This is a genomic window from Erythrobacter sp. NFXS35 (assembly GCF_040148725.1).
GTDB lineage: Bacteria > Pseudomonadota > Alphaproteobacteria > Sphingomonadales > Sphingomonadaceae > Erythrobacter.
This window is the reverse complement of record NZ_JAGDEB010000002.1, coordinates 325,836-350,293: the sequence shown is the minus strand read 5'-3', so window position 1 is coordinate 350,293 and position 24,458 is coordinate 325,836. Positions and strand designations below refer to the sequence as shown.

The window sequence follows — 24,458 nt, the reverse complement described above, 5'->3', positions numbered from 1 at the left end:
GCTCTTGCCCCTTGCTTGCTGTGCCGGTGGAGGGATTAGGTCAGGTCGAAGCGGGTCGGCAAGGCCTTGCGGATGATTGTGTCCGCCGCCGCGTAAGGTTCCGCAATCGCGGGAAGCGCCTGCATCGCGGCAAAATGCGCGGCAAAGGCGGGCCAGCGGTCGAGCGGCGTTTCCGCCACCAACGACACCTGCATCAGCACGCAGGCGACCGTGATATCGGCAATCGACAGCGCATCGCCGGCGAAGAATTCGCGTCCGTCAAGCCGCGCCTCCAGCACATCGAAGATCGGCGGCAATTGGTTCGCCCAGGTATCTCGCGCCTTGTCGACATCGGGCTCCTGCCCCTTGCTAACCGCGAAGAAGATCGGGCGGAAGATGCCCAGGCCCCCGGCCATCGCCAGCGCGGTGTCGGCATATTCCTCGATGAACAACGCCTCGCCCAGCGCCATCGGGTCTGCAGGATAGAGCGCCGGTTCGGGATGCTTGCGTTCGATCATCGCGCAGATCGCGGAGGAATCGGCGATGGTGCCGGCCACGCCTGCTTCCGCCACCGACCGGTCGCGCACTACCGGAATGCGCTTCATCGGCGAGATGTCGCGGAACCACTGCGGCGGATCGAACACGTTCACCGCCTCGGTCTCGTAGGGGACGCCCTTGGCGATGCACACGCCCGCCACCTTGCGCGCAAAGGGCGACACCGGGCTGCCGTAGATGACCAGATCGGGGCGGGAATCACTCATGCATACTCTCCGTTACGGCAAGTTCGGCTGCTTCCATAAGCGTCCGGCCCGATTGCGCAATCGCAAGGCGAAGCGGGCGGCCCCGGCGCGGACACCTGCTATCACGGCAGTGATTGCGTTTTTCTATGCAACGCGCCAGTTTGCACAGGCGAGAGAAGAATCCCCCAATTCGACGAGAGAGGAACCATCATGGCCACGCAGTATAAAAATCTCATCAATGGTGAAATGATCGCCACCGACCGCTGGCTCGACGTGGTCAACCCGGCAACCGAACAGGTGATCGGGCAGGTTCCCGCCTGCGGTCAGGACGAGCTCGACAAGGCGGTCGCCGCCGCGCGCGCCGCGTTCAAGAGCTGGAAGAACACGCCGATCGAGGAACGCCGCGCCGCGATCATGGCGATTTCGGGCGCGATCAAGGCCAATGCCGAGGAGCTCTATCGCCTGCTGACCAGCGAGCAGGGCAAGCCGCACGATCAGGCCAAGGGCGAAATTTACGGCGCTGCAGGGATGAGCGCCGCGCAATCGACCCTCAGCCTCGACGACGAGATTAACGAGGACAGCGATACCCGCCTGTCGCGCACCCGCCGCGTGCCGGTGGGCGTGGTCGCCGGGATCGTGCCGTGGAACTTCCCGGTGATGATGGCGATCCAGAAGATCGTCCCCGCCATGCTGTCGGGCTGCACCATCATCCTCAAGCCTTCGCCCTTCACCCCGCTCACCACATTGCGGATTGCCGAGCTGATCGCCGACAAGGTGCCGGCGGGCGTGGTCAACATCATCACCGGCGAGGACGATCTTGGCCCGATGATGACTTCGCACCCCGATATCGACAAGATCACCTTCACCGGATCGACCGCGACCGGCAAGAAGATCATGGAAGGCGCCAGCGCCGACCTCAAGCGCATCACGCTGGAACTGGGCGGCAACGACGCCTCGATCGTGCTGCCCGATGCCGATCCCAAGAAGGTTGCCGAACAGCTGTTCTGGTCGAGTTTTTCCAACGCCGGGCAAATCTGCGTCGCGGCCAAGCGCATCTATATCCACGAGGATATCTATGACGAGCTGTCCGCCGCGATCGTCGAAGTAGCCAAGACCGTGACCGTTGGCGACGGCGCGCAGCAGGGCACCGGGGTCGGGCCGATCCAGAACAAGAAGCAGTTCGACCGCGTGGTCGAGCTGATCGAGGATGCCAAGGACAACGGCTACAAGTTCCTGCTCGGCGGCAATGTAGATCCGTCCGGCACGGGCTACTTCGTGCCGCTGACGATCATCGACAACCCGCCCGAAGACGCGCGGATCGTGGCCGAGGAACAATTCGGCCCGGTGATGCCGCTGATGAAGTTCTCCAGCGAACAGGAAGTGATCGCCCGTGCCAATGCCAGCGAATACGGGCTGGCGGGCGCGGTGTGGACCGGCAACCCGGAAAAGGGCGTCGAAATCGCCGAACAGCTGGAAACCGGGACGGTGTGGATCAACGAATTCCTCCACCTGTCGCCCTTCGCGCCGTTTGGCGGGCACAAGCAATCGGGCTTCGGCGCGGAATACGGCAAGGAAGGCCTGAAGGAGTTCACCTATCCGCAGGTGATCACCGTCAAGAAGGACAACGTCCCCGCCTGATCGCGTGGGGATGTCTCCTGACGAGTTGAGCGCCGGGCTGGCGCGGGTATGTGCCCGCGCCGGCCTCGGTGTTGTGTCCGGGGAGCCGCAGCGGCTTACCGGCGGGGCGGTGATGGAAAGCTGGCGGTTTGCGGCCGGAAGCGAAGCCTTCGTCCTGCGCCGCGCGCCGAGCCTCGCCTTCATGGAGGGGCGACCTTACGGGCACGCGGTCGAAGCGGCGCTAATCGAGGCAGCGCGCGCCAGGGGTGTGACCGCGCCGGAAGTGGTGGCAGTGCTGGAGGAGGCGGACGACCTCGGTTCCGGCTTCGTCATGCGCGCGCTGCCGGGGACGGCTGATCCCAAGGTCATTCTGGGCTGCGACGATCCGGCGGGCCTGCTGCGGCAGGCGGCGCGGGATCTCGCCCGCATCCACCGCTTGCGGCAGGCGGACGTGCCCGAGGGCGTCCCGGTGATGGATTACCGCGCCGCGCTTGCCGACCTGAAAGCGCAGTTCATTGCGGCGGGCGGGGATCGTCCGATCATCGCGCTCGGGCTCAAGTGGCTGGAGGATAATGTCGGCGTTATTTCCCACCCCCAACCCCTCCCGCAGGCGGGAGGGGAGCAAGTCGTGCTCAACCACGGCGATTACCGCATGGGCAATCTGCTGGTCGAAGGTTCGTCGCTGACCGGCGTGCTCGACTGGGAGCTCGCCCATTTCGGTGACCCGCACGAGGACTTGGCTTTCGGTTGCATGGCGGTGTGGCGCTTCGCCCGATACGACCGGCCCGCGCTGGGGCTGGGGAGCCTCGCCGATTATTTCGCCGCCTATGAGGCCGAGAGCGGCACCAAGGTGGACCCGGCGCGCTTCCGCTTCTGGACGATCTATCGCACCGTGTGGTGGGCGCTCGGCTGCCTCAAGATGGCGGCACAATGGCGCTCGGGCGCGGACCGGATGCTGGAGCGCGTGGTGATCTCGCGCCGGACCAGCGAGCAGGAACTCGATCTGCTGCTGCTGCTGGAAGAGGATGCGCCGGAGGCGGAGCGGGCGCGACCCGCGCACGAATGGCCAAGCACTTTCCCGACCGCAGGCGAGGCGACTCAAGGAGAAATCGCCTTAGCGGTGGCAGAATGGCTTGAAACCATCAAACACCGCTTGGACGGTCATGACCGCTTCCAGTGGGCGGTCGCCCGCAACGCTCTCGGAATGATCGCTCGCGAGGATACGAGCTTTGCGATGCTGGCGGAAAATGACGGCCTCGCCGAAGATATCCTGGCCGGGCGCAAGGGCCTCTCGACGCCGAAGCTTCTTGCTGAACTCAGGGGCCTCGCGCTGATGAAACTGGCGGTCGACATCCCGAAATATCCCGCGCTAGATCATGCGCGCAAGAAATGGACCGGAGAGAACTAATGGACTTCGCCATTCCCGCCGACCTTCAGGCCTACCTGAGCGAACTCGACGCCTTCATCGCCGCCGAGATCAAGCCGCTGGAGCAGCAGGACGACAACATCCGCTTCTTCGATCACCGCCGCGAATATGCGCGCACGGACTTCGAGGCGGGCGGGCTCCCGCGCCACGAGTGGGAGGAACTGCTGAAAGAGGCCACCCGCCGCGCGGACAAGGCGGGCCATTGGCGCTTCTCCGCGCCCAAGCGTTACGGCGGCAAGGATGGCAGCAACCTTGGGATGGCGGTGATCCGCGAGCATTTCGCGCGGATGGGCCTTGGCCTGCACAATGATCTCCAGAACGAACACAGCATTGTGGGCAACTTCCCCTTCGTCGCCATGTTCGACCAGTGGGGCACCGAGGAACAGAAGGCCGAATTCATCACCGGCGGGTTCGAGCGCACCCGCCGCGTCGCCTTCGGCCTCACCGAACCCGATCACGGCTCCGACGCCACACACATGGAAACCGTCGCGGTGCGCGACACCCGTGACGGGGTGGACGGCTGGCGGATCGATGGCGCAAAGATGTGGATCACCGGGATGCACGTCGCCACCCACTGCGCGATGTTCGCGCGCACTTCGGGCAAGGCCGGGGACGCCAGCGGGATTACCTGCTTCCTCGTCCCCAACCCCACCGAGGGCCTCACAATCGAGGAGTGGCTGTGGACCTTCAACATGCCCACCGATCACCCGCGCCTGTCGGTGACGAATGTGTGGGTGCCCGACGGCGCGATCCTCGGCGTGGAAGGCCGGGGCCTCGCGCTCGCACAAAGCTTCGTCCACCAGAACCGCATCCGGCAGGCGGCGAGTAGCTGCGGCGCGGCGCTCTATTGCATCGACGAAAGCGTGAAATACGCGCGCCAGCGCAAGCCCTTCGGCGAGGAATTGGCGCGCAATCAGGCGGTTCAGTTCCCGCTGGTGGAGCTGGCGACGCAGGCGGAGATGCTGCGGCTGCTGATTTTCAAGACTGCGTGGGAGATGGACAATATGCCCCACGACGAGATCGAGCGGACCATCAGTGACAAGGTCTCGATGTGCAATTACTGGGCGAACCGGCTGGTGTGCGAGGCGGCAGACCGCGCGATGCAGGTCCACGGCGGCATCGGCTATTCGCGGCACAAGCCGTTCGAACACATCTACCGCCACCATCGCCGCTATCGGATCACCGAAGGATCGGAGGAAATCCAGATGCGCAAGGTGGGGGCGTACCTGTTCGGCTATCTCGGGCCGAAGCGGGGGATGTACGGGTGAGCCATTGCGAGTCCCCGCGCAGGCGGGGACCTCAGGCGGCTTGGCGCAATCCTTCGGGAGGTCCCCGCCTGCGCGGGGACTCGCAATGATCGGGGCTGGCAATATCCTTGCGCGCCGCTAGTCTCCCCCTCAACAGAGGAGACATTTTCATGCGCCATATCGCCGCCGCCCTGCTCGCCGGGGCTGCCTGCATTGCAGCACCGATCTCAGCCCAATCGAAGGGCAAGGACGCCAAGGCCGACGCAAGCTGGAACGTCGAGGCGCCCAAGGGTGCGACAATCACGCAGGTGTCGATCAAGACCGACGAAGGCACGTGGATGGATGTCGATGTGTCGCCCGACGGGCAGACGCTCGCCTTCACCCTGCTGGGCGATATCTACACCATGCCCATCACCGGCGGCACACCCAAGCGCATCACCGAAGGCCTCGCGTGGGACGTGCACCCGCGCTTCTCGCCCGATGGTACCCGCATTGCCTTCACTTCGGATCGCGGCGGTGGGGACAATATCTGGGTGATGAACGCCGATGGCAGAGACACACGGCAGGTGACCAAGGAGGATTTCCGCCTGCTCAACCAGCCGGCATGGTCGCCTGACGGGCGGTTCATTGCGGCCAAGAAGCACTTCACCACGGAACGCAGCGCCGGGACCGGCGAGATCTGGCTCTACCACGTATCCGGCGGTGGCGGGGTGCAGGTGGTGGAACGCGCCAATGAGCGCCTGCAAAAGGAGCTGGGCGAGCCGGTGTTCTCCCCCGGTGGTGACGCGATCTACTACACCCGCAACACCACGGGCGGAAACACCTTCGAATACGCGCAGGATTCGCAGACCGGCATCTTCGCGATCGAGCGCCACGATCTCGCGACCGGCGAAGTCACCACCGCGATTTCCGGCTATGGCGGCGCGGTGCGGCCCGCACCCTCGCCCGACGGTACCGAAATTGCCTTCGTCCGGCGCGACAAGGACACCAGCCAGCTGTGGGTGAAAGACCTCGCCAGCGGGCGCGAGCGCATGATCTACGGCGCGCTCGATCTCGACGTGCAGGAAACCTGGGCGGTGACCGGGGTCTATCCCAATATCGACTGGCTGCCCGATAGCAGCGGGATCGTGTTCTGGGCGGGCGGGAAGCTCAACCGCGTGTACCGCGACGGTAGCGGCCATGCGGTGATCCCCTTTACCATCGCCGATACACGCGGGATTGCCGATGCGCCGCATCCGGTGATCGAAGTGTCACCCGATACCTTCACCACTTCGATGCCGCGCTTCGCCACGCTGTCGCCCGATGGCACGCGGGTGGTGTTCGAAAGCCTCGGGCGGCTGCATTCCAAATCGGCCAGAGGCAAGGATGCGCCCGCGCCGCTGACGGGTGATCCGGCGGATGCTGTGGAAGCCTTCCCTGCCTTCAGCCGTGATGGCGGAAGCCTGGCCTATGTGCGCTGGAACGACAAGACACTGGGCGAGATCGTGCTCGCCGATGCTAATGGGCAGAATGGCCGGGTGCTGACCGGGCCAGGGCATTTTGGCAATATCGCCTTTTCGCCCGATGGCAGCATGATCGCCTTCGAAAAGCGCGAGGGCGGCTATCTGACCGCGCCCGAATATTCGGAAAACCCCGGCGTCTATGTGATGCCGACAAGCGGTTCCGGCCAGCCGCGCCTTGTCAGCCGCGACGGCGGCAGCCCGCAATGGGGCGCGGGCAGCGACCGGTTGTTCATGCTGGCAGGGGAAGGCGACGGTCTGGCGCTGGTTTCGACCGACCTCAATGGCGAAGCGCGGCGCGTCCACGCACGCGGCGAACTCGCCAATGATTTCCGCGTCGCGCCCGATGGCCGCACCATCGCCTTCCGCCAGAATTACGAAGTGTTCGCGATGCCGCTGGTGCCCGGCGGAAAGCCGGTCGACGTCAGCGAAAAGGGCGGCGCGCTGCCCGTCACCAAGGTCAGCACCGGCGGCGCGGATTATCTCGGCTGGGCCAATGGGGGCGAGACCCTGTTCTGGTCGATCGGACCGAGCCTGCAAAGCGCCAAGGTGAGTGATTTCTTCGCCGCTGCGCCCAAGGCTGATGACGACAAGGCCAAGCCCTATACCCCGCCCACTACCGGCATTGCGCTGGGCGTGACGGCGCAGAAGGCTGCGCCGACCGGCACCACCGTAATCACCGGTGCACGGGTGCTGACGATGGCGGCAGGCCTTGCCGCGGGTGACGCGGGCGTGATCGAAAACGGCATGATCGTGATCGAAGGTGACCGCATCACCGGCGTTCATGACGCGACGATCGTGAAGATGGCCTTTCCCAAAGGCACACGCTTCATCGACGCCAGCGGCAAGACCATCATGCCCGGCCTCGTCGATGCGCATGCGCACGGGCCTTACGGAGTCGGCGACCTGATCCCGCAGCAGAACTGGACGCTGTTGCAGGATTTGGCGCTGGGGGTGACCACCGTCCACAACCCGTCGAGCCAGGCCAGCACCGTGTTCGCAACCGCAGAACGCCAGCGCGCCGGGCTGACGCTGGCCCCGCGCATCTTCTCGACCGGAGAGGTCATCTACGGGGCCAAGGCACCCGATGTTTACGCACGGATCGACACCTATGACGATGCGCTAGCCCACGTGCGCCGGATCAAGGCGCAGGGCGGCATTTCGGTCAAGAACTACAACCAGCCTCGGCGCGAACAGCGCCAGATGGTCGCGCGGGCAGCCGCGGCGGAAGATATGCTGGTGGTGGCCGAGGGCGGATCGTTGTTCGGGATGGACATGAACCTGGTTGCCGACGGCAATTCGACCATCGAACACAATGTTCCGGTCGATGTGTTCTACGAAGACGTGCTGCAGTTCTTCGGCCAGTCGAACAGCAATTACACCCCCACGCTGGTGGTGACCTATGGCGGTCTGGCGGGCGATCCCTACTGGCGGCAGGCGATGGACGTGTTCGATCACCCGCTGATGATCCACACGCCCCCCAAGGCGCTGCTGGCTGCCAATGGTCGGCGCGTGAAGGCGCCCGAATGGGCCTTCGTCGATGACAATTCCGCGCGCGAGGCGAAGAAGCTCAGCGCACGCGGGGTGAAGGTCAGCATCGGCGCGCATGGCCAGCAGGCCGGCATTGGTGCGCATTGGGAAATCTGGAGCTTCGCACGCGGCGGGATGAGCCCGGTGGAGGCGCTGAAGGCCGCCACCATCGTCCCGGCGCAATCGTTGGGCATGGCGAAGGATATCGGCAGCCTTGAAGTCGGCAAGCTGGCTGACCTCGTAATCCTGTCGGACGATCCCAGCGTCGACATCGCCAACTCGGACAATATCGAACAGGTGATGCTCGGCGGGCGGTTGTACGATGCGGCAACGCTCAACGAAGTCGGCACCGGTACCGCGACACGCCAGCCCTATTGGTGGAACGCCAATGGCGGCAAGGGCGCGGGCGGATCGGAGGCCGCGACCCACGCAGGCCAGGGCCATGCCGATGGCGATGCCGGGTAGTTCGCGCGAGGAGGGGGCGGCTTAACCCGCCCCTTCCTCCATCAGCGCCTTCAGGTCTTTCAGCGCCTTGGCGCGTAGCTGGTGAACGCGCGGGACGCTGACATCGAGCACGGCGGCGATTTCGGTAAGGTTCAACTCCTCGACGAAGAACAGCTGCAGCACCAGTTTCAGCCGGTCGGGCAGCTGGATCATCGCCCGCAGCAGGCGCTCGCGGTCTTCCGCCGCGCACAGCGCCTCGAACGGATCGGGATCGTCGCTGGCAAAGGCGGTGCTGGTCTCGTCATATTCCTCGGCAATCGAGGTCAGCGTCACGCCTGCGCTTTCCAGCGTCAGCAGTTCGGCATCGTCCACGTCCAGCATCCGCGCCAGTTCCGCCCGGCTCGGCTCCCGCCCGAGCGTGCCGCGCAGACTGGCGAGCGCGCGTTCGAACGCGGCGCGTTTGCGGCGCGCGGTGCGGGTATCGTGCGCCGCGCGGCGCACTTCGTCCAGCATCGCCCCGCGCACCCTGATCTTGGCATAGGCGGCAAACCCGTCCTCAGTCGGCCCGGCATGGCGCTGGGCGCATTCGGTCAGCGCGAGCATGCCTGCCTGCACCAGATCTTCGATCTCCAGTCCGCTGCGTCCGTTGCCGTTGATGTGCCACGCCGCGCGGCGCACCAGCGGCAGGAAGCGGCGGACGCGGTCTTCGACCTCGGCGCGGGACGGCGCGTAGGAGGCGGCAGCGGCAAATCCGGTGTGGTCATGTTTCATCAGGCAGGCTCCGTCGCATCAGGCGCAGCAAGCGCGGGCGTTTCGGGCGGGTTCGGCTCGCCGATCACACCGATCACCACGATCGGCTGGGTCGGGGGCAGTTCGGCAATCGACAGGACGAGGCAGCGCGGGCTGCGCTGCTTGAGCAAAGCGGCCAGTGCGCGGCGGGCAGGCGGCTGGACGATCAGTGCAATCGCTGCCTTTTCGGCATCGGCGAGGCGGTTCACTTCGCGCACGATCATGCCGCCGCATTCCGGCTCGATCAGCGGCTGGCCGGTGGCAGGATCCACCATCCCCCCAAGGATTGCGCTTTCCAGCCCGGCATCGAGCGTCGCCACCTTCAACGGCTCGCCCGGTGCGGCAATGCGGGCGATCAGCCGCGCGCCCAGATCGGCGCGGACGACATCCACCACCGCATCGAATTCGGTGGTCTTCTGCAAGGCAAGCGCCAGTGATGTGAACAGCGGCTGCGGGTGCGCAAGGACGATTCCATCGGCCACCAGCACGCGCAGGATGCGGGTGAGCGCGGGCAGGGTCAGCGGATCGGGTGTCACAGCCTCGACCAGTGCGGGGGCGCGGGCCTTGAGGCCATCGACCCATTCGCGCACTTCGTCCGGGCCGAGCAGTTGATGCGCTTCGGCCAGCAGCGCCTGATTGGCGTGGGTGGCGATGACGGTGGCGGGATCGACCACCAGAAACCCTTCGGCCACGGCATGATCGCGTGCGGAGGGCGCGATCCACAGCGCCGGGCAGTCGAAGCTGGGATCGCGGGTCGTCTCGCCAGTCAGCCCGAGTTCCGCATAGGGGCCGGGTCGCACCTCGCCCGCGTCGATGGCGAGCAGTTTGCCCGGCCTCACGTTGCCGCGCGCGATGCTCACCCCGCCCAGCAGCACGGTATAGTCCTGCGCCGCCAGATCGAGCGAATCGCGAATTCTAAACTGCGGCAGAACGAAGCCCAGATCGCGTGACAATTGCTTGCGGATGCCGGTGATGCGGGTGATCAACGGGGCGCCCTGACCTTCGTCCACAAGGCCGACGAGGCCATATCCCAGCTCCACCGTCACCAGCGTCTGATCCGACACATCGGCGAGCGCGATATGATCGGCGGCAGGCTCGGCGGCGGGTGCGGGCGGCGGCGGCGGCGCGGCGGCGCGGCGTTTCAGCTGCCACCAGATCGCCGTCGCAATCGCTGCGCCGGGGAAGAAAATCATCTGCGGCATGTCTGGCACCAGCCCGATCGCGCCGAGGATCAGCGCCACCGGCAGCCAGCCGCGCGGGTCGGCGAACTGGCCGCCGATCTGCCCGGCAAGATCGCGGGTGTCGGAAACGCGTGTAACAATCGCAGCGGCCGCAATCGACAGCAGCAGCGATGGCACCTGCGCGACCAATGCATCGCCCACCGCCAGCGTGACGTAAACCTCGCCCGCCTCGCTCGCCGAAAGGCCGTGGCTGATCATGCCGAGCGCAAATCCGGCAATGATATTCACCCCGAGGATCAGCAGCGCGGCAATCGCATCGCCTTTCACGAATTTGGAGGCACCATCCATCGAACCGTAGAAATCGGCCTCGACTGTCACCTCACGGCGACGTTCGCGCGCCTCGTCGGCGGTTACGAGCCCGGCGGCGATATCCGCATCGATCGCCATCTGCTTGCCCGGCAGCGCATCAAGCACAAACCGCGCGGAGACTTCCGACACCCGGCCTGCGCCCTTGGTGATGACGATCATGTTGATGATCATCAGGATTGCGAAGACGAACAATCCGACCGCGAAATTGCCGCCGACCAGAAACGCGCCGAAGCTTTCGATCACCTCGCCCGCCGCCGCGCCGCCTTCGTGGCCGCTCATCAGGACGATTCGGGTCGAGGCGACATTGAGCGCGAGCCGCAGCAGGGTCGCGAACAGCAGCACGCTGGGGAAACTGGAGAAATCGAGCGGTTTGCGGGCGTTCAGCGCCACCATCAGCACTGCAATCGAAATCGCGATATTGAGCACGAAGAAGATATCCAGCAACAGCGCCGGGATCGGCAGCACCATCAGCGCCAGCAGCGCGAAGATGCCAGCCGGCAACACCATCGCTGCAGGCATGGCCAGAATGCGCTGGAGCGGGGTGGCAGCGGTCGTTGCAGGCGCGCTCACAGCCCGAACGCCTTTAGCTGGTCATAGGCGCGGCGCACCTGAACGGGCGCGGCGCCGGGTTCATCGCCGAAGGCTGCCCCCAGCACCTGCGACATTGCCATGCGCGGCGGCGACGCGGCCAGTTGCGGCGAGGTGCCGAAGCTGGACATCGCGCCGCCTGCCGCCGGAAATGGCGTGGCTGAAAACGGCGCTGCGTGCGCACGATCCGTGCGGGCAAGGCGCACGCCGGGTCCGCTGCCTGCGTGGTCAAGCGCGCGTTCCAGCTTGGCCCCCAGCACCTCCATCACTCCGGCAAGGCTGCGCGGGGCGCCATCGGCGCTGTAGAAGATCGCGCGATTGGCAGCTGCGGGCTTGGCGAACAGCGCAGGCGCGCTCTGGCCCGGATCGGCCCGGAGTTCGGACAGGAACCGCCCCGCTCCGCCTGCGCCAAGGAAATGCGCGAGGTAGAGTTCGGCATGATCGGGCTGGCGGCCAAGGATCGGGGTGAGGTGGGTGCGGTTATCCTCCGCCAGCCCCGCCGCCATCAGCGCCGCGACCTGCGGATCCTTGCGCAAGCCGAGAATGGCATCACGCTGCGCCGGATCGGCGACATAGGCGCTGCCCGAGGCGGTGACGCCGATACTATCCGCCACATCGCCAAGACCAAACCGGCTCCCGTGCTTCTTGACGGTGCTTAGCCAGGTGCTGTCGATGAACTGGTAAAGTCCCGTCGCGCTCGATGTGCGGGCGCGGGCATGGGGATCTAGCGAGGATTCGACCTCAGCTTGGGCCAGCAGGTATCCGAAATCGACGCTGGTCTGCTCCGCCGCGCGGGCAATTGCCGCTTCGACGGAAGTGCCGGGCCGGGGTGCGGCAATCGGTAGGGCTGGGCCGCTGCGGCGGGCAGCCTCATGGATGCGGGCCGCAGCCTCGAACCCGGCCCGGATCGGCGCGGTTGGGATGTAAGCAGGGGAAGACGTGGACACGCAAACTCCGCCGGATCGGTAGCGCCGCATGGGGCAGCGCTTTCAGGCAGGTTTTAGCAAGGGGCGTGCCAAACGTGTTTCCGAGCGGTATCCGGCACGACTGGGAATCAGGAACGTCTAACCCCGCAGCGCGGCATAGGCTGGACGCGGCAATCGGCGCGACCCGCCCAAGGCCTCGATCCGGGCAGCGACATTGGCGGCCAGCAGGTTGCGCACCCGGCGATTGATGTCGTTCAGATGGCGCGCTGTCTCGGCAAGGGCGCGGCTCTCGTCGTCCAGCACGCCCGGGCCGATCGCGGCCAGAACATCGCACAGCGCCTCCTTCTCGCGGGTCGATCCGATCAGGCCATCGGCATCCAGCGCGGCAAGCGCCTGCCGCTCGGCCTCGAGCACGGCAATCATTTGCCGCAAGTTGTCGGCCAGTGTTGCGGGCTCGGAATGGGGCTGGATCTGGGGCTTTTCAGGCGTTTCGGCCACGCGGATCACGCCTTCACCGGCAGCGCGAAGCTGATTTGCGCCGCGATCATCGCATCGACGATCTGCGTCGGCACCAGTGGATAGGAGCCATCCTGCAGGGCGGCGCGGATCTGCTGCACGCGTTCGGCATCGATAGGTGGGGTGGCAGGATCGGCCGCGCCGCCGATTTCGACGCTGACACCGCTCGGCGGCACATCGGCGGGGCGGGATGCGCCCGCACGGGTCTCGATCTGCGCGCGGTCGCTGGTCGACAGCGCGCGCGTTGCGGCGATCCCTTGCAATTTGCTCAGTTCGACAGAAGCCATGACAATTATCCTTGGTGGGGCTGCTGAACCGGAGAACGGCTGTCCGGATCCGGCTTTAAGAGTGGATTAAAGATTTCTTCAGCTTGCCGGGATCACCGCAAGGCCGGGGCGTTCAATCCGGGCACGCAGGGCTTCGGCCTTGCGTGCGGTGCGCACGAAGATCCATTCGCCCACCGCGCCGTTTTCCATCGCCTCGCCCTGCTGCTGCACCGAAAAGCCGCGCCCGCGCACCTGTATCGTCAGCGCATCGCCGCGCTTGATTGCCGGAGGGGCAGGGCGGTTCGAAGCGGCACTGCCGCCTGCGCCGTCGACCGCGACAAACACGCGCCAGGTGTCCGGACCGGGGCATTCGACCTGCACCGAACGGCGCGTATTGCCATGCCAGGACACCGCCAATGGCCCGGCGCAGGCGGCGAGTTGCAGGCGCGGATCGGCCGGTGCGCGTGCGCCGCCGGGGGTGCCGGTTGCCGCGCCGGTGAAGGCGACCACCGCACGGTCAATCGCTGCCGGCTCGGTGCGGACCTGCGCTTTGGCCGGGGCATCGCACAGCGGCAGCAGCATTGCTGCCGCCAGCGGCGCGAGCCGCCAGCCATCGGGCCAGGGATTGGTGATTTCCATGCGTGTGCTCCTGTCATGCGGACGGAATATCCGCCTGTCGTTTAGCAAAGGTCGTGCCAAGCGCGCCCGGAATCGGCCTACGGGTCTTACCGGAGGCCGGGCGCGGCGCGGCTTAAGCATGATCGGGCTAAGTTCCTGCGAAATTGTCCAATTCCAGACGTCGGGGCTTTACCATGACCTTCGCATCCCGCTTTCTTACCCGTTCCTACCGCCCTGCCGAACCGGGCGCCGCAGACGCGGCAACGGATACGGCCCCGGCCAGCCGCGCCGAGGAAGCGCGCCGCGCGCTATTGGCGCGGATCGGGGAATTCGTGGAAACCCACGATCTTGCTGTCACCGCCAGCAATCTCGCGACCATCTGCGGCGGCCTGTCGGGTTCGCATCCCGAACTGGCGCAGGCTTTTACCGCGCGCGAGATTGCGGGCGAGCCGATCGACCAGCGCTGGCTCGACACGCTGGCGCGGCTCGATCCCGAGGGCCATTCGCGCATCGCCGGACTGGAGGCGCTGATGGACAAGCTCGAATATTCGCTGATGCGCTTCGCTCAGACCGCACGGTCGGCGCAAAACGAAACCAGCGATCATCGCGGTGCACTGGGCGCCCAGATCGAGGCGATGGCCGACATCGATCTCGCCCCGGCGGCGGCCGGCGAGCTGGCGCAGGTGATCGACCTGTCGCGGGCGATGCTGGCCCGGATCGAGCAGGCCGAAACCTCGATGGCGCGCAGCCGCGAGGAAACCGATCGCTTGCGCGAAAACCTCGCCAAGGCGCGGATGGAGGCCGATGTCGATCACCTCACCGGCCTGCCCAACCGCCGCGCCTTCGAACGGCGGCTGGTGTCCGCCTCGCTCGAAGCGCGCGCCAAGGGCGAGGCATTGAGTCTGGCGTTCTGCGATGTCGATCACTTCAAGCTGGTGAATGATCGCCATGGCCACGACGCGGGCGACCGCGTGCTGTGCGCGCTGGCAGGAACGCTGAACGAACACGCCGGAACCGCCTGCTTTGTCGCGCGCCACGGCGGCGAGGAATTCGTCCTGCTGTTCTACGGTATGGACAAGGAGGCCGCGCGCGCGAAGCTGGATACGATCCGCCGCGCGCAGGCAGCCCGCCAGTTGATGAACCGCGACAGCGGCCAGCCCTTCGGGCGAGTGACATTCTCGGGCGGGGTGGCCGAAGTGACCGAGGATACCGACACCCGCAGCGCCTTGGGGCGGGCCGATGCGGCGCTCTATCGCGCCAAGCAGGAAGGCCGCAACCGGGTGGTGGTGGGCTGACGGCTTACTCTGCCGACGATGGTGGCACCTGATCATAGGCAAGGCTGGCGTAGAGATCGTTATCATTGCCAGCGGTGATGATGGTTCGCACCGCAAACCCGCTGTCGGCCGCGCCCGCAGCCAGCGCCCGCGCCGCATCCCATGCCGCTGCTGCGCGCCCCGGCCCGTCTGAAACCCCGTTCCCCGCCTCGTAACGCGCGAACACCGTCAGCGTCGCGCGCGGATCATGCGGCTGGGCGGCGAGCCATTCGCCCAAGGTCGGCCCGCCTGCCATGGGGCGATAAAGCGCCTGCGCGGCAGCGATCTCTGCGGTGACGGAAGCCGCCCGTGCCTGCTCCCCGCGCACCGCCCGGACAGCTACCTTGCGCCCGGCCTCAGCCTCGGCAGCAGGCAGGGCGGACAGCATCAGCAGGAACAGGATCAGTGCAAGGTCGGCCAGGATCAGCTGCCAGCCATGACCGCCGCTTTTGATGGAAACAGTGCCCGCGCTCATGCCACACCCCGCAGATGGGGGCGCCCGTCATGCGGGTGCGCGGCAGGAGCGGCGATCTGATCGACGAACCAATCGGCCAGCGCCTCGCGCTGTTCCTCTCGCGCAAACCCGCGCCGCTCGATCGCGCCCGCCAGCGGATAACAGGCAAGATGGGCCAGCAGCGCGCCGTAAAGGGTCGAAAGTACCGAGGTCGCAACTGCCGCCAGCGTTGCGCCGATCGCATTCGCGCCGCTGGGCGGGGCCAGCTGGGTGAAGGCATAAAGCGTGCCGATCAGCCCGAATACCGGGGCCAGTTCGCCCGCCCATGCGAATACCTGCGCCGCTGTCACCCGCCGCGCCTCGTCGAGTGCGCGTTCGGATCGGCGAGTGCGTTGCAACGCCTCCGTCGAGCCGTGGCGCAGATAGGTTTCGAGCATCAGGGCGAGCGCCCGGTCGGGCGGCAGAGCCGGATCGGCGCGATGCGAACCGTCGCGCCGGATCGCCGTGACCGCCAGCGCCAGCGCCTTGCGATTGACCTCGGCATCGAAACCGGGCTTCGCCAGCCGGCCCGCCTCCCGCAAAGCCGCGCCGAAATCGCGCCAGCCGCAGCGTGCGGCGCAGGCCAGCACGGTACCCGCCACCACGATTGTGAAGGCGCCCGGATCGATCAGGGCGCTGATTCTGTCTGGCATTGGTTTCCCTCGCTGGCCGTCGCGCAAATCAGTGCGGTCGCAAAGGCAGAACGTCAGCGGCGGTGGCGGATTAAGAACTAGGTATTTGCGGCAGGGCCTTGCCGGAGAAGCGGCAAGGACTTGCCACATCGCCGCGCTTGCCCCTGCCCGCGCCCCCTTTCGGGCAAACTGGCACGCTTCGTGCTGATACGAAGCCGCACTGGCAGGCCGCCGCTTTTCATATGGTCTGCACGACACGGGAGGAACCCGCATGAACGAAAGACTGTTCGGTATTCACGGCGCGGCGCTGACCCTGCGGTCGGAACGCATGGGCGTGATCGCCTCCAACATCGCCAATGCCGCCACGCCCGGATACAAGGCGCGCGATATCGATTTCCGCGCCGCGCTCGATGCGCGGCTCGCCAATCAGCGCGGCAACAATGTCGCCGATCCGCAGGCCGGAATGGTGTGGCGCACGCCGACCATGCCCACGCTGGATGGCAACACGGTCGAACTGAACCGCGAACAGGTCGCCTTTGCCGAAAACGCTGTGGCTTACTCGGCGACGCTCAGCTTCGTGCAGGGCAAGGTCAACACCATCACCCGCGCGCTGAAGGGGGAATGAGGATGCCCGAACGCGCCCCGATGACGCTGTTTTCCATGACCACCCGCGCGATGAGCGCGCAGATGGTGCGGATGAACGCGGCGACATCGAACCTCGCCAATGCCGGCTCGGTCTCTACCACCGAGGAAGGGGCCTATCGCCCGATCCGCGCTGTATTCGCTGTCGAACTCGATCGCGCCTCAGGCCTTGCCGGGGTCACCTCAAGCGGGCTGGTACGCGCCGAAACCGCTGCCACCAAACGCCACGATCCCTCCCACCCGCTCGCCGATGCCGATGGTTACGTGTTCGAAGCCCCGGTCGATGAAACCGCCGAAATGGTCGAGATCATGGAGAGCGCGCGCCAGTACCAGAACCTGGTGCAGGCGCTGCAGACCGCCAAGCAACTGATGCTCGAAACCCTGAGGAGCCAGTAATGACCACCACCAATGCCATCACCCCCGCCGCGCAGAGCACGCTCGACCGGCTCAACACCCCTTCGCGGCTGACCGGCGGCGGGCTGGGATCGCTCGACGGCGGCGATTTCCTGCGGCTGCTGACGACGCAGCTGACCTTTCAGGACCCGCTCGAACCGGCCGACAACGAAGCGATGCTGGCGCAGATGGCGCAATTTTCCTCGCTCGCGGCGACCACCGAGAGCGGGGCCACGCTGGATGATATCTCCGCCAAGCTCGACCGGCTGATTGCCGCGCAGGAGGCTGCCTTGCAGCCTGCCGTCACCCCCCAGACCTGACCTCGCCCAAACCGAAAGGATAACCCGACATGTCGTTCTTCACTTCCCTCAGCGGTCTGCGCAATGCCGAGACCGATCTGCGCGTCATCGCCCACAACATCGCCAATGCCGAAACGGTCGGCTTCAAGAAAAGCTCGGCGCAGTTTGCCGATCTGGTCGCCAGCGGTTCGGCCACCGATCCGCGCCGCACTGCCGGGATCGGCGCAACCGTGTCCGCAATCACGCAGGATTTCGCGCTCGGCCCGCTCGAACAGACCGGCCGCAGCCTCGACATTGCGATCGATGGCGATGGATTCTTCGCGCTGGAAAACCCGTTTTCAGGCGATCTCAGCTTTACCCGCAACGGCAATTTCCAGCTGCTCGCCACCGGCGACCTGCAGGACTCGCTCGGCAACCGGCTGCAGGCCTTTCCGGTCGATGCTGCCGGGGTCGCGACCTCGACCGTGCCCGCGCCTGTGGTGGTGCCGCTGACCAATGGCGCGGGCTCGGCGCTGGCCAATGTCACCATCGACAATCGCGGGATTGTGAATGCGGCCTATGCCGATGGCACCGCAACCCCGATTGGGCAGGTTGCGCTCGCCACCTTTGCGGCGCCGGGTGGCCTGCGCGCGATCGGCCAGACCAAGTGGCAGGCATCCGGCGATTCCGGCCCGCCGACCTTCGGCAATCCCGGCATCGGCGCGAATGGCGATCTCATCAGCGGCGCGCTGGAGCGTTCCAACGTCGATCTGGCCGAGGAAATGGTCTCGCTGCTCACAGCCCAGCGCAATTTCCAGGCCAACGCCCGTGCGATCGACACCGCCACGCAGATCTCCACCACCGTCATCAATCTGCGGCAGCAGTAAGGGCGGCTGACCGATGGACCGGATGATCTACACCGCGATGACCGCGATGAACGCGGCGATGGACCGGCAGCGGGTGGTGGCGAACAACCTCGCCAACGCCAGCACGCCGGGCTTTCGCCAGGAAATCTTCGCGGTCACGCCCGCCACCCTGAAGGACGGATCGCTGGAGGCCCGCGCCATGGCGCGCGGCAATGTGCGCGGCGCGGACATGACCGCGGCGCGCGTGGTGCCGACCGGCAATCCGATGGATGTCGCGCTCGAAGGAACGGCGCTGCTGGCCTACCAGTCGCCCGACCTTCAGGGCGAGATCTACTCCCGGCGCGGCGACCTGCGGGTGTCGGCATCGGGTGTGATCGAGAATGGCGAGGGGCTTGCCGTGCTGGGCGAAGCTGGCACGCCGATATCCGTGCCGCCGGGATTCAGCATCGCCATCGCCGCCGATGGCACGATCATGGCGAGCGACCCGTCCGCGCCTTCCGCCCCGGCCGAGGCGCTCGACAAGCTGCGGCTGGTGACGCCCGGCGGCAGCCCGCTGGCCAAGGGGATCGATGGCTTCCTTAAGGTGCCGAATGCCAACGGTCTCGGGGGCGTCCTGCCCCCCGATCCGACCGCGCGGCTTTCCACCGGCGCGCTCGAACAATCCAATGTCGAGACGGCCGATACGCTGGTGCAGATGATCGAAGCCCAGCGCGCGTTCGAACAGCGCGCCAAGATCATCGCCACCGCAGGCGATCTCGATGAAGCCTCCAGCGGCCTGATGGCGCTTCGCTGATTTTCCAAAGGGAGCACTGACCAATGCCCACTTCCGCCCTTCACGTCGCCCGCACCGGGCTTGAGGCTCAGGATGCGCGGATGCGCGTCATTGCCAACAACCTCGCCAATATCGGCACCACTGGGTTCAAGCGCGACCGCGCCGATTTTGCCACGCTGGCCTATCAGGAACAGCGGGTCGCGGGGCAGGCATCGACCGGGCAGACGGCGTTTGCGGTCGGCCTCAATCTCGGCACTGGGGTGCAGGTGCAGGGCACCACGCGCATTTCGACGCAGGGCACGCTGGGCACCACCGGCAATGCGCTCGATCTCGCGCTGGACGGCGACGGGTTCTTTCAGGTCGAACTGCCGCCCGGCGGACAGATCGGCTTCACCCGCGCGGGCAATTTCACGCTGTCGAATGATGGCACGCTGATTACCTCGCAGGGCTATGCGCTGCAGCCGCCGTTGCAGGTGCCGGCGGGCGCGCAGTCGATCACCATCGCGCCCGATGGCACGGTGAGCGCATTGACGCCGGGCGATGCCGCGCCGACGCTGCTGGGCCAGCTGACGGTCGCCAGTTTCGTCAACCCGGCGGGCCTGCGCGCGATCGGCGACAATTTCCTCGTCGAAACCGCCGCCTCCGGCCCGGCCGAACTCGGCTTTGCGGGCGAAAACGGGCGCGGACAGATCCGGCAGGGGATGCTCGAATCCTCCAACGTCAACGTGGTCGAGGAGCTGGTCGAGATGATCGAGGCCCAGCGCGCCTACGAAATCAATTCCAAGATGGTCAGCGCGGTCGACGAGATGCTGCGCAACGCCAACCAGACATTGTGAGACAGATCATGACCGCTCGATATTTGATCCTTGGCGCGACGCTGACGCTGGGCGCCTGCATGGGCACCGGCGGCAGCGGGCCGCAGGCCGGCTTCACCGCGCCCCCGCCCCCCGGTGCACCGATGGTGGCGGCCGGCGTGGCCGACCCGCTGCTGATTGCCGCCCCGCAATCGCTGCGGCAGCAGGCTAGCGCGGGCGCGATCTTTCAGGCGGGCACCGGATATGCCGGCCTCGTCACCGGCACCCGCGCTCGCTCGCTAGGCGATATGGTGACGATCATCCTCACCGAAAACACCACCACCACCAAGAGCACCGCCGGGCAGACCAACCGCTCCGGCAGCTTCGGAATCACCCCACCCGCCTCCGGCCCGCTCGATTTCCTCAACCCCGACGCCCTTAAAGCTGCGGCCGAAGGGTCGTTCAGTGGAGGGGGCAATGCTGCGCAGCAAAGCCGCCTGAACGGTGCGGTCGCGGTGACCATTGCCGCGATCTACCCCAACGGCACCGCCGAAGTGGTCGGAGAAAAGCAGATGATGTTCAGCCAAGGCGAGGAATGGGTGCAGTTCGCCGGGCGCATCCGGCTGATCGATATCGACAGCGATAACCGCTTGGCCTCCTCGCAGGTCGCCAATGCCCGGATCATTTATTCGGGCCAGGGCGCGGTGCAGCAGGCGAGCCGTCCGGGCTGGCTGAGCCGCTTCTTCAACGCCATCTCGCCGTTCTGAGGAGAGCCGACATGATCCGCATTCTCTCCCCCCTGTTCGCCCCCCTGTTCGCCCCGACGTTCGCCGCCGCGCTCGCGCTGCTGGCGGCCCTCGCCCCTGCCCCTGCTGCTGCCGAGCGCATCCGCGATCTTGGCCAGTTCGAAGGTCTGCGCGCCAACCAGCTGACCGGTTACGGCGTCGTCGTCGGCCTGCAAGGCACCGGCGACAACAACCTGCAATACGTGACCGAGGCAATGCGGGGCGTGTCCGGCAGGCTCGGGCTGCAATTGCCGCCTGGCGTTTCGCCGATTTTGCGCAATGCCGCGGCGGTGATCGTCACTGCCGAACTGCCCGCCTTCGCCAAGCCGGGCCAGCGGATCGACATTACCGTGTCCACCCTCGGGCAGGCCTTGAGCTTGCGCGGTGGGGCGCTGATCCTGACGCCGCTCTATGGTGCGGACGGGCAGATCTACGCGATGGCGCAAGGCAATGTCGCGGTCGGCGGGCTGGGCGTAACCGGGCGCGATGGGTCGCAGCTTACCGTCAATGTCGCCACCGTCGGCCGGATTGCCGATGGTGCATCGGTGGAACGCGCCGTGGCGACCGGGTTCGACCAGTCCTCGACCTTGCGGTTCAACCTGCACGAGGCCGATTTCCTCACCGCCGCGCGCGTGCGCGATGCGATCAACAGCCGCTATCCCGGCATCGCCACAATTGCCGACGGGGTCAGCATCGAACTGGCGCTGCCGCTGGGCAATGATGTGCGGTCCGGCGTCATGGCCGAGATCGAGATGCTTTCCGTCACCCCTGCGCCGGTCGCGGCGCGGGTGATTATCAACAGCCGCACCGGCACGGTGGTGATCAACGACGCGGTGCGATTGTCGCCTGCCGCCGTCAGCCACGGCAAGCTGGTGATCCGGATCGACGAGAACCCCACCGTGGTGCAGCCCGAACCTTTCAGCCGCGGCCAGACCGCGGTGGAGCAGGACACCGACATCACCATCAACGAACGCGCGGACCGGGTCGCCTATATGCCCGGCGCGGCGTCGTTGTCGGAAATCGTCGATGCCCTGAACCTGCTCGGTGTGGGCGCGTCCGATCTGGTGGTGATCCTCGAAAGTCTCAAGCAGGCAGGCAGCCTGCAAGCCGAGATGGTCGTGTTGTGACCGGCCCGCTGATCCCCGCCGCTCAATCGCTTGGCCCCCAATCGCTTGGCCCCGCCCCTCGCAGCTCGGCGCGCAATTCGGATATCTCTCCGGAACGCGCCGAGTTGCGGGAAGCGGCCGAAGGGTTCGAGGCGATCATGATCCGCAAGATGCTTGCCACCGCGCGCGCCGCCGGCCTTGCCGAGGAAACTCCGCTGACCGGCGGCGGGATGCAGCAGTTCCAGACCATGCGCGATGAACACTTCGCCGATCTCGCAGCTGCCAGCGGCGCCTTCGGGTTTGCCCGCAGTATCGAGGAACAGCTTGCGCAATATCTTTCTGCGAAAAGCGACGGATAATGCCCAGCGCGATCTTCACCATCGGACGGAGCGGTCTGACCGCATCGCGCCTCAGTCTTGAACTGACGGCGCAGAACGTCGCCAATGCCGCCAACCCCGATTATTCGCGCCGTTCGCTCACACAGAGCGAGTTGGTGATGACCGGCAATATCGGCATCGGCGCGTCGGCAGATTCGCTCGGCGGCGTCCGCCCCGGCGTGGTGGTGCGGGCCGAAAGCGCGCTGGTGCAGCGCCAGGCGCGCGACACATCGTCGGGCCTGGCGGCGGCCGAGACGGAATTCTTCGCCATGCGCGAGGCGGAAAGCGCGCTGGAAACCTCCGGCCTGTTCACCGGCCTCGTCGCATTCGAAGCCGCCCTGACCCGGCTGGAAGGCAACCCGCTGGAACCGGCGCTACGGCTCTCGGCACTGGAAAGCGTGCGGACGATGGCGGCCAATTTCCGGGTCGCCGACAGCACGCTCGCCAATGCCCGCAGCCTGGTTCAGGACGAAGCGGCGGCGATGGTTCCCGATATCAACGAACTTGCGGCCGAACTCGCCAAGGTCAACCGCGATCTGGTCGCCTCGCGCGAAGGCACAGCAGGCCGCGCGGCGCTGCTCGATGCGCGCGACAAGGCGCTGCGGGGGCTGGCCGAAGAATTCGGGATCGCCGCCACCATCAACGCCAACGGCACCGCCGACGTTACGATCGACGCCGCCCCTCCGGTGGCGCTAGTCACAGGCGGGGTTGCCGCCAGCGTCAATCTTGCCTTCGCTGCCGATGGCACGCTTGCCTTCGACATCGGCGGCACCGCCTTTGCCCCCACCGGCGGGGCGATGGCCGGACGCGCCGCCGCGCTGGATCAGATGGTAGGGCTGCAGACCGGGGTCGACAGTCTCGCCGCTTCGGTGATCGCAATCGCCAACACGGCGCAGAGTGCCGGAGTCGATACCGACGGTAATCCCGGTCAACCGCTGCTTTCGGGCACGAGCGCCGCCGATATCGACGTGGCGCTGGCCTCTGCCAACGGGCTCGCCACCGCCCCCGCCGGTGCGCCTGCAGGCAGCCGCGACACCGGCAATCTTGCCGCGCTGCTGGCTTCGCTGGGGGCCGCAACCGGCCCTGCCGCCGGGGCCGATACGCTGCTGCTGGGCCTGTCCAGCCGGGTGTCCGCACTCGACACGCGGCGCGAAGGGCTGGGCATTGTCGCCGCCAGCGCCGAGGGCGAGCTGCTGCGTGCGACCGGCGTCGATCTCGATACCGAGGCCGCCAATCTGGTGCGCCTGCAACAGGCGTTCGAAGCCAATAGCCGGGTGATCCAGGTTGCCACCGAATTGTTCGATACACTGCTGGGCCTCAGGTAACAGGATCGCGCTGCCATGAGCTTTATCAGCAACTCCGCCGGTTCGTTCTTCAACCGCTCGCTCGCGCAGATGGCTGATCTACGTGCAGGAATTGAGCGCCAGCAGACGCAGATCGCCACCGGGGTCAGGATCGAACGCGGCTCTGACGATCCTGCCGCCGCCGCGCAGTTGCGCAGCATCGCCCGGCGCGAGGCACTGGCCGGGGTGGAAGGCGATAATGCCGCGCAACTGGATCAGGATCTCGGCGCGGCCTCGACCGAACTCGAAGCCGTCACCGCGCTGCTTCAGCGCGCCCGCGAACTGGCGGTGCAGGCCGCCAACGACCCGACCGGTGTGGACGGACGGCAGGCGATCGCATTCGAACTGGAGCAGCTCTCGGAAGAATTGTTCACCCGCGCCAATGCCACATCCTTGACCGGCGAGCCGCTCTTTGCCGGCCTGTCTTCCGGAACCGCGTTCACCCGCGATGGCTTGGGCAATGTGATCTACACTGGCACACCCGCCAGCGGCGCGGTTCCGGTTGCGCCGGGCACCGTGATCGACCGCGGATTGCCCGGCAATGCAGTGTTCGAATTTGTGTCCGGCGGCACCCCGACGAGCGCCTTTGCGGTGCTCGGCGGGCTGGCGGCTGCGCTGGGCGGCGGATCGCCCGATCCGGCGGGGGCGGCCAATGCCGCGTTAGAAGGCATCGATGCCGCGCTCGACACCGCGGGCCGCGCGCAGACCATCATCGGCACCCGCATGGCGTGGGTCGATCAGGTGCAGCAACAGCAGGACACCCGCGGCGTTGCGCTGGCGGAACGTCGTTCGCGCATCGGCGATACCGACATCGCCGAAGCCATCGCCCGTCTGCAGCAATCGCTCACCGCGCTCGAAGCGAGCCAGGCCGCCTTCACCCGCGTCAGTTCGCTGTCGCTGTTCGACGCGCTGCGCTGACGGGAGCCCTG

At 66.5% G+C, this 24,458-nt stretch carries 25 protein-coding genes; 16 read left to right on the top strand and 9 right to left on the bottom strand.

Annotation, left to right across the window (positions count from 1 at the left end; genetic code table 11):
* Window positions 1-35 precede the first annotated feature (35 nt).
* A complete protein-coding gene (locus J3454_RS09195; protein WP_349513468.1) occupies window positions 36-740 on the bottom strand; it encodes a glutathione S-transferase family protein in 705 nt (234 codons plus the stop codon).
* 189 nt (window positions 741-929) lie between these two features.
* Here J3454_RS09195 and J3454_RS09190 point away from each other — a divergent pair, with 189 nt between their 5' ends.
* The 4 genes from J3454_RS09190 to J3454_RS09175 all read left to right on the top strand — a co-directional run bounded on the left by J3454_RS09190 (window position 930) and on the right by J3454_RS09175 (window position 8,503).
* Window positions 930-2,357: an aldehyde dehydrogenase family protein gene (locus J3454_RS09190; protein WP_349513467.1), complete on the top strand. Its 1,428-nt coding sequence runs from the start codon at window positions 930-932 to the stop codon at window positions 2,355-2,357.
* 10 nt (window positions 2,358-2,367) lie between these two features.
* Window positions 2,368-3,744, top strand: coding sequence for a phosphotransferase (locus J3454_RS09185; RefSeq protein ID WP_349513922.1), 1,377 nt, complete (start codon window positions 2,368-2,370; stop codon window positions 3,742-3,744).
* A complete protein-coding gene (locus J3454_RS09180) occupies window positions 3,744-5,030 on the top strand; it encodes an acyl-CoA dehydrogenase family protein (RefSeq protein WP_349513466.1) in 1,287 nt (428 codons plus the stop codon). Before J3454_RS09185 ends, J3454_RS09180 begins: the two co-directional genes overlap by 1 nt.
* 149 nt (window positions 5,031-5,179) lie before the next feature.
* Complete coding sequence (locus J3454_RS09175) at window positions 5,180-8,503, top strand: amidohydrolase family protein (protein ID WP_349513465.1); 3,324 nt, start codon at window positions 5,180-5,182, stop codon at window positions 8,501-8,503.
* Window positions 8,504-8,524: 21 nt separating this feature from the next.
* Here the strand turns inward: J3454_RS09175 and J3454_RS09170 are convergent, their stop codons facing one another.
* The 6 genes from J3454_RS09170 to J3454_RS09145 all read right to left on the bottom strand — a co-directional run bounded on the left by J3454_RS09170 (window position 8,525) and on the right by J3454_RS09145 (window position 13,756).
* On the bottom strand, window positions 8,525-9,253 hold the full coding sequence (locus J3454_RS09170) for a sigma-70 family RNA polymerase sigma factor (RefSeq protein ID WP_349513464.1): 729 nt from the start codon (window positions 9,251-9,253) through the stop codon (window positions 8,525-8,527).
* Window positions 9,253-11,340 (bottom strand): flagellar biosynthesis protein FlhA, encoded by a 2,088-nt coding sequence (locus J3454_RS09165; RefSeq protein WP_349513921.1) that lies wholly within the window; start codon window positions 11,338-11,340, stop codon window positions 9,253-9,255. Before J3454_RS09165 ends, J3454_RS09170 begins: the two co-directional genes overlap by 1 nt.
* Window positions 11,341-11,387: 47 nt before the next feature.
* Window positions 11,388-12,356 carry a transglycosylase SLT domain-containing protein gene (locus J3454_RS09160; RefSeq protein ID WP_349513463.1) on the bottom strand — a complete coding sequence of 323 codons (969 nt, stop codon included), beginning with the start codon at window positions 12,354-12,356 and terminating at the stop codon, window positions 11,388-11,390.
* Between the two features lie 117 nt (window positions 12,357-12,473).
* Window positions 12,474-12,833 carry a flagellar protein FlgN gene (locus J3454_RS09155; protein ID WP_349513462.1) on the bottom strand — a complete coding sequence of 120 codons (360 nt, stop codon included), beginning with the start codon at window positions 12,831-12,833 and terminating at the stop codon, window positions 12,474-12,476.
* Window positions 12,834-12,838: 5 nt separating this feature from the next.
* Entirely contained in the window at window positions 12,839-13,138 is a 300-nt protein-coding gene (locus tag J3454_RS09150; RefSeq protein WP_349513461.1) for a flagellar biosynthesis anti-sigma factor FlgM, read from the bottom strand.
* A 78-nt stretch (window positions 13,139-13,216) separates the two neighbouring features.
* The gene (locus J3454_RS09145; RefSeq protein WP_349513460.1) at window positions 13,217-13,756 is read right to left on the bottom strand and encodes a flagella basal body P-ring formation protein FlgA; all 540 of its coding nucleotides are present in this window, start codon (window positions 13,754-13,756) and stop codon (window positions 13,217-13,219) included.
* A gap of 173 nt (window positions 13,757-13,929) precedes the next feature.
* Here J3454_RS09145 and J3454_RS09140 point away from each other — a divergent pair, with 173 nt between their 5' ends.
* Window positions 13,930-15,030, top strand: a complete 1,101-nt coding sequence (locus tag J3454_RS09140) for a GGDEF domain-containing protein (protein WP_349513459.1) — start codon at window positions 13,930-13,932, stop codon at window positions 15,028-15,030.
* A gap of 4 nt (window positions 15,031-15,034) precedes the next feature.
* Here the strand turns inward: J3454_RS09140 and J3454_RS09135 are convergent, their stop codons facing one another.
* On the bottom strand, window positions 15,035-15,523 hold the full coding sequence (locus tag J3454_RS09135) for a hypothetical protein (RefSeq protein ID WP_349513458.1): 489 nt from the start codon (window positions 15,521-15,523) through the stop codon (window positions 15,035-15,037).
* Window positions 15,520-16,194, bottom strand: a complete 675-nt coding sequence (locus tag J3454_RS09130) for a MotA/TolQ/ExbB proton channel family protein (RefSeq protein WP_349513457.1) — start codon at window positions 16,192-16,194, stop codon at window positions 15,520-15,522. Before J3454_RS09130 ends, J3454_RS09135 begins: the two co-directional genes overlap by 4 nt.
* 250 nt (window positions 16,195-16,444) lie before the next feature.
* Here J3454_RS09130 and flgB point away from each other — a divergent pair, with 250 nt between their 5' ends.
* The 11 genes from flgB to J3454_RS09075 are packed head-to-tail and all read left to right on the top strand — an operon-like array spanning window position 16,445 to window position 24,447.
* Window positions 16,445-16,798, top strand: coding sequence for a flagellar basal body rod protein FlgB (flgB, locus tag J3454_RS09125; protein ID WP_349513456.1), 354 nt, complete (start codon window positions 16,445-16,447; stop codon window positions 16,796-16,798).
* 2 nt (window positions 16,799-16,800) lie between these two features.
* The gene (flgC, locus tag J3454_RS09120; protein ID WP_349513455.1) at window positions 16,801-17,211 is read left to right on the top strand and encodes a flagellar basal body rod protein FlgC; all 411 of its coding nucleotides are present in this window, start codon (window positions 16,801-16,803) and stop codon (window positions 17,209-17,211) included.
* Window positions 17,211-17,528: a flagellar hook capping FlgD N-terminal domain-containing protein gene (locus tag J3454_RS09115; RefSeq protein WP_349513454.1), complete on the top strand. Its 318-nt coding sequence runs from the start codon at window positions 17,211-17,213 to the stop codon at window positions 17,526-17,528. The genes flgC and J3454_RS09115 overlap by 1 nt, the downstream gene beginning before the upstream one ends.
* A 29-nt stretch (window positions 17,529-17,557) precedes the next feature.
* Window positions 17,558-18,373, top strand: coding sequence for a flagellar hook-basal body protein (locus J3454_RS09110; RefSeq protein ID WP_349513453.1), 816 nt, complete (start codon window positions 17,558-17,560; stop codon window positions 18,371-18,373).
* 13 nt (window positions 18,374-18,386) lie between these two features.
* The gene (locus tag J3454_RS09105; protein WP_296719073.1) at window positions 18,387-19,145 is read left to right on the top strand and encodes a flagellar basal body rod protein FlgF; all 759 of its coding nucleotides are present in this window, start codon (window positions 18,387-18,389) and stop codon (window positions 19,143-19,145) included.
* A 23-nt stretch (window positions 19,146-19,168) separates the two neighbouring features.
* Window positions 19,169-19,960 (top strand): flagellar basal-body rod protein FlgG, encoded by a 792-nt coding sequence (gene flgG / locus J3454_RS09100; RefSeq protein WP_349513452.1) that lies wholly within the window; start codon window positions 19,169-19,171, stop codon window positions 19,958-19,960.
* A gap of 8 nt (window positions 19,961-19,968) precedes the next feature.
* Complete coding sequence (locus J3454_RS09095; protein ID WP_349513451.1) at window positions 19,969-20,685, top strand: flagellar basal body L-ring protein FlgH; 717 nt, start codon at window positions 19,969-19,971, stop codon at window positions 20,683-20,685.
* Window positions 20,686-20,696: 11 nt separating this feature from the next.
* The gene (locus J3454_RS09090) at window positions 20,697-21,830 is read left to right on the top strand and encodes a flagellar basal body P-ring protein FlgI (protein ID WP_349513450.1); all 1,134 of its coding nucleotides are present in this window, start codon (window positions 20,697-20,699) and stop codon (window positions 21,828-21,830) included.
* On the top strand, window positions 21,827-22,168 hold the full coding sequence (locus J3454_RS09085) for a flagellar biosynthesis protein FlgJ (RefSeq protein WP_349513449.1): 342 nt from the start codon (window positions 21,827-21,829) through the stop codon (window positions 22,166-22,168). The genes J3454_RS09090 and J3454_RS09085 overlap by 4 nt, the downstream gene beginning before the upstream one ends.
* Window positions 22,168-23,511, top strand: coding sequence for a flagellar hook-associated protein FlgK (gene flgK, locus J3454_RS09080; protein ID WP_349513448.1), 1,344 nt, complete (start codon window positions 22,168-22,170; stop codon window positions 23,509-23,511). Before J3454_RS09085 ends, flgK begins: the two co-directional genes overlap by 1 nt.
* A 15-nt stretch (window positions 23,512-23,526) precedes the next feature.
* A complete protein-coding gene (locus tag J3454_RS09075; RefSeq protein WP_349513447.1) occupies window positions 23,527-24,447 on the top strand; it encodes a flagellin N-terminal helical domain-containing protein in 921 nt (306 codons plus the stop codon).
* Window positions 24,448-24,458: the final 11 nt, after the last annotated feature.

Bases quoted from the DNA above. Each gene is read 5' to 3' on its own strand.
- J3454_RS09175 (WP_349513465.1), top strand. From the start codon at position 5,180: ATGCGCCATATCGCCGCCGCCCTGCTCGCCGGGGCTGCCTGCATTGCA.
- J3454_RS09170 (WP_349513464.1), bottom strand. From the start codon at position 9,253: ATGAAACATGACCACACCGGATTTGCCGCTGCCGCCTCCTACGCGCCG.
- J3454_RS09180 (WP_349513466.1), top strand. From the start codon at position 3,744: ATGGACTTCGCCATTCCCGCCGACCTTCAGGCCTACCTGAGCGAACTC.
- flgG (WP_349513452.1), top strand. From the start codon at position 19,169: ATGCCCACTTCCGCCCTTCACGTCGCCCGCACCGGGCTTGAGGCTCAG.
- J3454_RS09195 (WP_349513468.1), bottom strand. From the start codon at position 740: ATGAGTGATTCCCGCCCCGATCTGGTCATCTACGGCAGCCCGGTGTCG.
- flgC (WP_349513455.1), top strand. From the start codon at position 16,801: ATGCCCGAACGCGCCCCGATGACGCTGTTTTCCATGACCACCCGCGCG.
- J3454_RS09115 (WP_349513454.1), top strand. From the start codon at position 17,211: ATGACCACCACCAATGCCATCACCCCCGCCGCGCAGAGCACGCTCGAC.
- J3454_RS09095 (WP_349513451.1), top strand. From the start codon at position 19,969: ATGACCGCTCGATATTTGATCCTTGGCGCGACGCTGACGCTGGGCGCC.
- flgK (WP_349513448.1), top strand. From the start codon at position 22,168: ATGCCCAGCGCGATCTTCACCATCGGACGGAGCGGTCTGACCGCATCG.
- J3454_RS09185 (WP_349513922.1), top strand. From the start codon at position 2,368: ATGTCTCCTGACGAGTTGAGCGCCGGGCTGGCGCGGGTATGTGCCCGC.
- J3454_RS09110 (WP_349513453.1), top strand. From the start codon at position 17,558: ATGTCGTTCTTCACTTCCCTCAGCGGTCTGCGCAATGCCGAGACCGAT.
- flgB (WP_349513456.1), top strand. From the start codon at position 16,445: ATGAACGAAAGACTGTTCGGTATTCACGGCGCGGCGCTGACCCTGCGG.
- J3454_RS09105 (WP_296719073.1), top strand. From the start codon at position 18,387: ATGGACCGGATGATCTACACCGCGATGACCGCGATGAACGCGGCGATG.
- J3454_RS09150 (WP_349513461.1), bottom strand. From the start codon at position 13,138: ATGGCTTCTGTCGAACTGAGCAAATTGCAAGGGATCGCCGCAACGCGC.
- J3454_RS09190 (WP_349513467.1), top strand. From the start codon at position 930: ATGGCCACGCAGTATAAAAATCTCATCAATGGTGAAATGATCGCCACC.
- J3454_RS09075 (WP_349513447.1), top strand. From the start codon at position 23,527: ATGAGCTTTATCAGCAACTCCGCCGGTTCGTTCTTCAACCGCTCGCTC.
- J3454_RS09165 (WP_349513921.1), bottom strand. From the start codon at position 11,340: ATGCCTGCAGCGATGGTGTTGCCGGCTGGCATCTTCGCGCTGCTGGCG.
- J3454_RS09130 (WP_349513457.1), bottom strand. From the start codon at position 16,194: ATGCCAGACAGAATCAGCGCCCTGATCGATCCGGGCGCCTTCACAATC.
- J3454_RS09145 (WP_349513460.1), bottom strand. From the start codon at position 13,756: ATGGAAATCACCAATCCCTGGCCCGATGGCTGGCGGCTCGCGCCGCTG.
- J3454_RS09135 (WP_349513458.1), bottom strand. From the start codon at position 15,523: ATGAGCGCGGGCACTGTTTCCATCAAAAGCGGCGGTCATGGCTGGCAG.
- J3454_RS09090 (WP_349513450.1), top strand. From the start codon at position 20,697: ATGATCCGCATTCTCTCCCCCCTGTTCGCCCCCCTGTTCGCCCCGACG.
- J3454_RS09140 (WP_349513459.1), top strand. From the start codon at position 13,930: ATGACCTTCGCATCCCGCTTTCTTACCCGTTCCTACCGCCCTGCCGAA.